This window comes from Methanosarcinales archaeon (genome assembly GCA_014859725.1).
Lineage (GTDB): Archaea > Halobacteriota > Methanosarcinia > Methanosarcinales > Methanocomedenaceae > Kmv04.
Genome location: JACUTQ010000137.1, coordinates 1 through 6,162, shown reverse-complemented (window position 1 = coordinate 6,162; position 6,162 = coordinate 1). Strand labels below are relative to the sequence as shown.

The following is a 6,162-nucleotide window of genomic DNA, read 5'->3' as shown; positions in this document are numbered from 1 at the left end:
TGTAACATTTATCTTGACTGACGATGCTTATTCCATATGAACATCCTGGTGGCCGAGTATGCGGTAGGTGCAGGTGAGGAGGGCACGATCCTGCTGGAAGGCAGGGCCATGCTGGACGTGCTGGTCAAAAGCTTTGAGCGGTCCGGGCACATGGTCACATATCCCACAAGCGGCCCTGTATTATCGATGGGAACTCCCGTCAGGACCACTGATTTTGACCAGTCAGTGGAATCCCTATCAAAACAATGCGATGCTGCTCTCGTGGTAGCACCCGATGAACTTCTGGGTGACCTGACCGAGATTGTCGAAGAGAACACGGTCAATCTGGGATGCCCGGCCCGGTCGGTCAGGCTATGTGCAGATAAATTGATCTGTACCCAGACCTTGAGTAAGGGCGGGATACGAACACCAAGAACCGCTATCAAGGACATAATAGACGTTTTCATACAAGGTGAGCAGGTGGTCATAAAACCCAGATGGGGATGCGCCTCAGAAGAGACTACTTTATTAGAATACAATAATGAAATACCTGATGGGTTCGTGGCAACAGAGTATATCCAGGGCGAGCATTTAAGCGTAAGCCTGGTGCTGGGTGAGAAACTGCTCCCAATTTCCGTGAACAGGCAGAATATAAGGCTGGGCGATAGGATCCAATATAATGGTGGTATGGTAGGTATTGATTCAGGGAGGAATCAGGAACTATTTGAAACAGCATGTCAAGCTGCCGAGCTGCTGGGCTGTCAGGGTTATGTTGGAGTGGATATTGTATTGGCTGAAGAGCCCTGGCTGATTGATGTTAATCCCAGGCCTACCACTTCTATTATCGGGATCAGCAGGTTGATGGAGAGAGAACTGGGCGAGATAATCCTGGCTGCCAGATTTGGCGGGCTGCCAGAAACTGTGAGCATAAATGGGGAATTTGAATTTACCAAAGCTGATCTTGCATGAAAATATTGATAATCCATTAGAGAAAATAGTAAAGAGAGGTTTATTTTATGGAGATTGAAGAGCTTGCTAAAAAGATAGATGCCAAATCATTGAGAGCAGAAGCAAAAAAGAGGGATATTCCAACCAGATGCGTGACTAAATTGGACCTGGCCAGGGCGCTGCCTCTTGAAGTTGTCGAGGAACTTGCAAAGAAATCAGGTAAGTGAGAAATTATTTCGAGTCAATTTTTGCCGTAATGTTTATTGCACTGCGCAAGACCGAGCCTGTATGGGCTCAATTCTGTTCATTTTAAAAAGATTCCTGTGAGAACAATAGGCAGCAATCTGAACCACATAATTTTTTGGGACAACTTTATGTGCTATTACACCCAATTTTAAATATTAACCTTCGGAGGGGCTACCAGGTCAAAACAGATAGCACTAATAACAGATGATTTTAGTATATTTCAGTCCATACTGGAAGTAACTAAATCCCGGGGTATTGATATTCTGGTGCTGTCCTTCAAAGACCCGATTCCATTCAATATAGGCTCAATCATCACATCCATAACTGAAGCGACAAAAATCAATTTTGACCCAAAAAAGATAGTGACTTATGAAAAGGATCCCAATTCCACAATTAATGCAGCATTACGAATTCTAAAAGGCAAGACCTGGATAGGTCAGATCGTAATAGGTATCGATCCTGGTAAAAACCCGGGCATAGCGGTATTGGAAGATGGCCAGGTAGTTGAAGTTCATCACGTTACAGCCCGAGAGGTTACAAATGTTATACTACAGATCCTGGAAGAATATCCTAATGAAAACACTATCATTAAGATCGGGAACGGTGCCAGGCTTGTAAGGACGCAATTGATCAATTCACTACATGACCTTAATATTCCCATTGAAGTTGTGGATGAGACTGGTACTTCACCTTCGATGGGCAGAGGATTACACAGTTCAGAAGTTTCAGATATCATAGCTGCCATTAATATTGCCAAACTTACTGGAATTGTGGTTGGGAAGCAGGAAGTAGAACCCTCGATGGGAGAGATCAAACGCATTCAGGAATACAGTCGTGAACATTCAAATGGAAAAGCCAGCATACCGAGAGATCTGGCCCGCAAAGTAGCAAAAGGTGAACTTACTATTGAAGAAGCTATTGAGATACATCAAAATCCGCTTCAGGTTTAGGGAACCCGGGCATTGTCGGTGGCAGATCTGCAATTACATTTGCAGGATGAAGTCAAAGATGTGACAGCATCAATGACCAGTTTTTGAAGCGTTACCAGTTTTGCATCAAGCATTTCCATTACTTCATCAGCAGTCAATTTTTTTCCACTTAGCCCGCTTGCTTTATTGGTAATAATGCATATCGATGCATAGCATAATCCAAGTTCCTTTGCAAGTACAACTTCAGGTAATCCGGTCATGCCAACAACATCCCCATAAGAACTGAGCATTTTTATCTCTGCTGCAGTTTCGAACCTGGGACCTTCGGTGCAAACATACACACCTGAATTCAATTCCAAATGATTCAGGTATAGTGCTTTTAAAAGACTATCTCTGATCTCGCTACAGTACGGGTCTGTCATATCCACATGTACGGTCTCATTATCATAGAAGGTATTGAGTCTGGATTTTGTGAAGTCTACAAAATTATCAGGGACAAAAAAACTACCTGGCAGGTGATCACCCATGGTACCTACTGAATTAGTTGCTATTACCCGCTGGGCTCCAATTGCTTTTATAGCCCACACATTGGCCCTATAATTAAGCATATGGGGTGGAAGATGTTCTCTTGTAGCAGATTCGTTATTGGCATGTCTTTGTATTAAAGCCAGTTCTAATTTAGTACCGTGATGGCTGATGCTGATCTTTTTCAATTTGACTGTCCCATATGGAGTGTAAACATCAAAATCATCAGAATCTGTATAATGGAATCCCACACCACCAATTATTACAGCATCGAACTTAGGCAGGTTGGTTTTGAACATTGGAACTCCTCGTTGACACCCAGATACCGATAAGCGAAATTATTATTGCCCCTATAACTGACAGCACCAGAAGATTCCTACCGGTATCGGCTGAAATAAAATATTCTTGTATAGAGGGACTTACCGAAAGTATGAATGTACTGGCACCCCAGAATAACAGTCCTATTGAAAATAGGAAAAATAAGAAAGGCCAGTTCTTTCTATAATTTCCCCCTTCCTGACTAAGGTCTATCATTCGGCCAATAACTGCTACCCAGCCAGCTGCAACCAACCACCAGATAGAATAATTCACAAAAACCATTATCAATATAATTATACCTACGAAAACATCTATGCGAATATAATATTCCCAGAAATTGATAGCACCTAAAATCGTTCCTATAATAAGCAGTACCAGGGCTACAAGGTAAGTAATAAAAGACATCTTACCTTTGACAAGTGATTGTTTCATAATTGATTTATAATTCCCAAATACATCATCAAGTCCAAAACCCCGGGCCAGCATATAGACACCAATCGCACCCAGGACCGAAGCCCACGCATATTTGGGGTCACCGGTAAAAATAAAGAATGAATATATTAAAGCGGCCAGGCCGAGGGGGACAAAAAAAGTGTTAGCGATCTTTGGATCATTGAAAGCTGTCTTTAAGATATACCAGGTGCTCTCCAGGTTTGCACTCTGCTTGACAATGACCCTGTGAACTCCATCCACTTTAATTCTGGATTCAATGATGGGTAGAATTGATTCGTCCTCTGCCCCGTCCGAGACAAAGATGGCGTTTTGAACAGGGTAATTTTTCAGTAATTCATCAATTTGTTCCGAAATATGATGGTCCGAAATCAGGCCGACATCACGGTCTCCTGCTATGGATACAATCTCAACATCAAAACCATTTTTAATCAATTCATCATAAAGTTTGATACCTGCATAGATGGTATTAATATCAGAATCTTCTGGATCAGCAATCCCAAGCTTTGCGACTGCTGTCAGATTGTTGTCCCTGCCAATTATTGGACTGACTTCTCCAGCTTTTACACCAATGTCATCGTCGCGATCGATGCAGATAATTAGCTTATCCATTATTTTGCCCTCCTCATGATGATATTATAAAAGGGGATATAAAAACGTTGGTGTAAAAACGTAATTAAGGTCAGTCATATATTGTCTCAAAAGAATCGAATTCACCAAGTGGCTCTTCCCAGATCTCCTCTACACCTGCAACCTTTGCAGGAGGCCTTCCGATCCTGCACCAACCGACCATTTCATTTACATGCTCTTGGGCACCTTCGATTACTACTTCAACTCTTCCATCTGAATGATTTTTTACCCACCCTGTTAATGTTAATTCCCTTGCTTTTTTATAGGTATTCTGTCTGAAAAAAACCCCCTGTACCTTTCCTGAAATAAATAGATGTACTCTGGTATTATTCATTATGTAGCACCCAATTATCAATAATAAAATACATATATTTACCCTCTTATTTTATATAGAATTACGTACCACAATTGGAAAGAGGATGAATAAAGAGATATTAATCAATCAAGTTATAGGTATACTTGAAAAATGTGGATTTAGTGTATCTGAACGATGCAATATCAGGCCAAGAAGTTTTGATATAGCTGCAAGATTAGAAAAAAAAATGTTATTGATCAAGGTCATCTCCAATATAGATGGCCTTAAAGAGGGAACTGCAGAAGAGATGAGGTTAATTGCAGAAAATCTAAATGGTTCACCTTTTATCATAGCCGAAAAATCAAGAGACCATCCTCTTGAGTCATCAGTCGTATATTATAGATACAACCTTCCCTCCATCAATATTGAAACATTTTACGATTATTTTATTGAAGAGTTGGCACCTATAGTCTATGCTGCACCAGGGGGTCTTTATGTGGGTATTGATGGCAGCTTGCTACGGGATATAAGGATAAGACACAATTTATCTATTGGTGCACTTGCTGCAGAGTTAGGTGTATCAAGACGTGCCATAAGTAAGTATGAAGAAGAAGACATGGATATGTCGGTGGATATGGTATTGCGACTTTATGAGATATTCAATGAGACAATCGCAACTGTCATTGACTTTTTACATCCTAAAAAAAGCAGTCGCCCATTTAAAATTCAGCCTGCAGAAACACAACTTGGGATTAGTATTAAATTTATGTTGTCTGATTTGGGTTGCGATGTGATACCTATTTCTCAGGCACCATTTAATGCAGTTTCATCTGAACATAAGGATAATGTAAACAACAAATCCTTAATAACAATTCTTACCGGATATAGTAATTATTCCGGAGCAATGATAAAACGGGCAAAACTAATGAGCAGCATATCTGAAGTAACAAATACCCAATCTATGTTCATCATCAATGGGCCATGTAAATATGAACATGTGGATAATACCGTACTGGTAGAAAAAAACGAACTAAAAGCAATGGATGATTTTGAAGACCTAATAAATTACATTTACGAAAAAATACCGCCTACATAAATTATTCAAAAGTTCAGTACTTCCGAATAGCCCTACTTCCGATTTAAGAATTCTGACCAATCACAGTAGAAAACATAGATCCCATTGAAAAATTTTGGGACCAGTTTTTACCCGGAGTTCTCAGGCTTGCCAAACTTAGATGCAATCCGCATTTTTCAGGGCATGACGAAGTTGTATTGTAACTATTCTTCCTCCGGACAATTTCCTCCGTGTGTCCATGTTCTAAATGCTTTCCAGAGTGCGGGATATATTTTTGTTTTCCATTGGTCAGAATTGCTTGAAAAGTTCATGGGTTGCCTGCACTTTCTACATGGTACTTCAAATCGCTGAACCCCTCTCAGATATTCCAATTGTTCATTTAATCTTAAAACTTCGTCCTGCGTTTCGTTTAATTTTATGGACATTTCTTGATCGACATTACCCTCTATGATTTGTTTCATTGTTTGCCCATAGGATTTGTCCTCCTTAAGTATATCCAGAGCCTCTTTCAGCTCTCTGGTTAAGATAAATGATACTGTGGGGTGCTCTTTCTTGTACTTATAATAACTTGGCGATCTTTTGGTCATATTTTATGCTCCTTTACGTTACCTTAGTGTCATCCTTTGTGATAACCTTTGTGATAACTTTTGTGTCTCTCTTTTGGGATACTTCCCCGAAGTTATACATTGAAGTTCTATGATCGCCTATGATTGCCTATTATCATCCAATTCATACCTAACTTAGCCTGATTTCTCAAGGTTGTAATA

General features: G+C 40.3%; 8 protein-coding genes. 4 read left to right on the top strand and 4 right to left on the bottom strand.

The features are described from left to right. Positions 1–108: 108 nt before the first annotated feature. The 3 genes from IBX40_10260 to IBX40_10250 all read left to right on the top strand — a co-directional run bounded on the left by IBX40_10260 (position 109) and on the right by IBX40_10250 (position 2,123). Complete coding sequence (locus IBX40_10260; protein MBE0524700.1) at positions 109–948, top strand: ATP-grasp domain-containing protein; 840 nt, start codon at positions 109–111, stop codon at positions 946–948. A 47-nt stretch (positions 949–995) separates the two neighbouring features. Beyond that, complete coding sequence (locus tag IBX40_10255) at positions 996–1,154, top strand: hypothetical protein (GenBank protein MBE0524699.1); 159 nt, start codon at positions 996–998, stop codon at positions 1,152–1,154. 285 nt (positions 1,155–1,439) lie between these two features. Beyond that, positions 1,440–2,123, top strand: a complete 684-nt coding sequence (locus IBX40_10250; GenBank protein ID MBE0524698.1) for a hypothetical protein — start codon at positions 1,440–1,442, stop codon at positions 2,121–2,123. Here IBX40_10250 and IBX40_10245 read toward each other — a convergent pair. From IBX40_10245 to IBX40_10235, 3 genes are all read right to left on the bottom strand, one after another. Then, positions 2,120–2,926 (bottom strand): MTAP family purine nucleoside phosphorylase, encoded by an 807-nt coding sequence (locus IBX40_10245; GenBank protein ID MBE0524697.1) that lies wholly within the window; start codon positions 2,924–2,926, stop codon positions 2,120–2,122. The genes IBX40_10250 and IBX40_10245 overlap by 4 nt on opposite strands. After that, on the bottom strand, positions 2,904–4,007 hold the full coding sequence (locus IBX40_10240) for a DUF373 family protein (protein MBE0524696.1): 1,104 nt from the start codon (positions 4,005–4,007) through the stop codon (positions 2,904–2,906). The genes IBX40_10245 and IBX40_10240 overlap by 23 nt, the downstream gene beginning before the upstream one ends. A 70-nt stretch (positions 4,008–4,077) precedes the next feature. Further along, positions 4,078–4,359, bottom strand: a complete 282-nt coding sequence (locus tag IBX40_10235; GenBank protein ID MBE0524695.1) for an acylphosphatase — start codon at positions 4,357–4,359, stop codon at positions 4,078–4,080. Between the two features lie 85 nt (positions 4,360–4,444). Here IBX40_10235 and IBX40_10230 point away from each other — a divergent pair, with 85 nt between their 5' ends. Then, on the top strand, positions 4,445–5,416 hold the full coding sequence (locus tag IBX40_10230; GenBank protein MBE0524694.1) for a transcriptional regulator: 972 nt from the start codon (positions 4,445–4,447) through the stop codon (positions 5,414–5,416). Between the two features lie 182 nt (positions 5,417–5,598). Here the strand turns inward: IBX40_10230 and IBX40_10225 are convergent, their stop codons facing one another. Then, complete coding sequence (locus IBX40_10225) at positions 5,599–5,982, bottom strand: hypothetical protein (GenBank protein ID MBE0524693.1); 384 nt, start codon at positions 5,980–5,982, stop codon at positions 5,599–5,601. Positions 5,983–6,162 lie beyond the last annotated feature (180 nt).

Coding starts and splice junctions, on each gene's coding strand:
- IBX40_10260 (MBE0524700.1), top strand. CDS start 109: ATGCTGGACGTGCTGGTCAAAAGCTTTGAGCGGTCCGGGCACATGGTC.
- IBX40_10255 (MBE0524699.1), top strand. CDS start 996: ATGGAGATTGAAGAGCTTGCTAAAAAGATAGATGCCAAATCATTGAGA.
- IBX40_10245 (MBE0524697.1), bottom strand. CDS start 2,926: ATGTTCAAAACCAACCTGCCTAAGTTCGATGCTGTAATAATTGGTGGT.
- IBX40_10240 (MBE0524696.1), bottom strand. CDS start 4,007: ATGGATAAGCTAATTATCTGCATCGATCGCGACGATGACATTGGTGTA.
- IBX40_10235 (MBE0524695.1), bottom strand. CDS start 4,359: ATGAATAATACCAGAGTACATCTATTTATTTCAGGAAAGGTACAGGGG.
- IBX40_10230 (MBE0524694.1), top strand. CDS start 4,445: ATGAATAAAGAGATATTAATCAATCAAGTTATAGGTATACTTGAAAAA.
- IBX40_10225 (MBE0524693.1), bottom strand. CDS start 5,982: ATGACCAAAAGATCGCCAAGTTATTATAAGTACAAGAAAGAGCACCCC.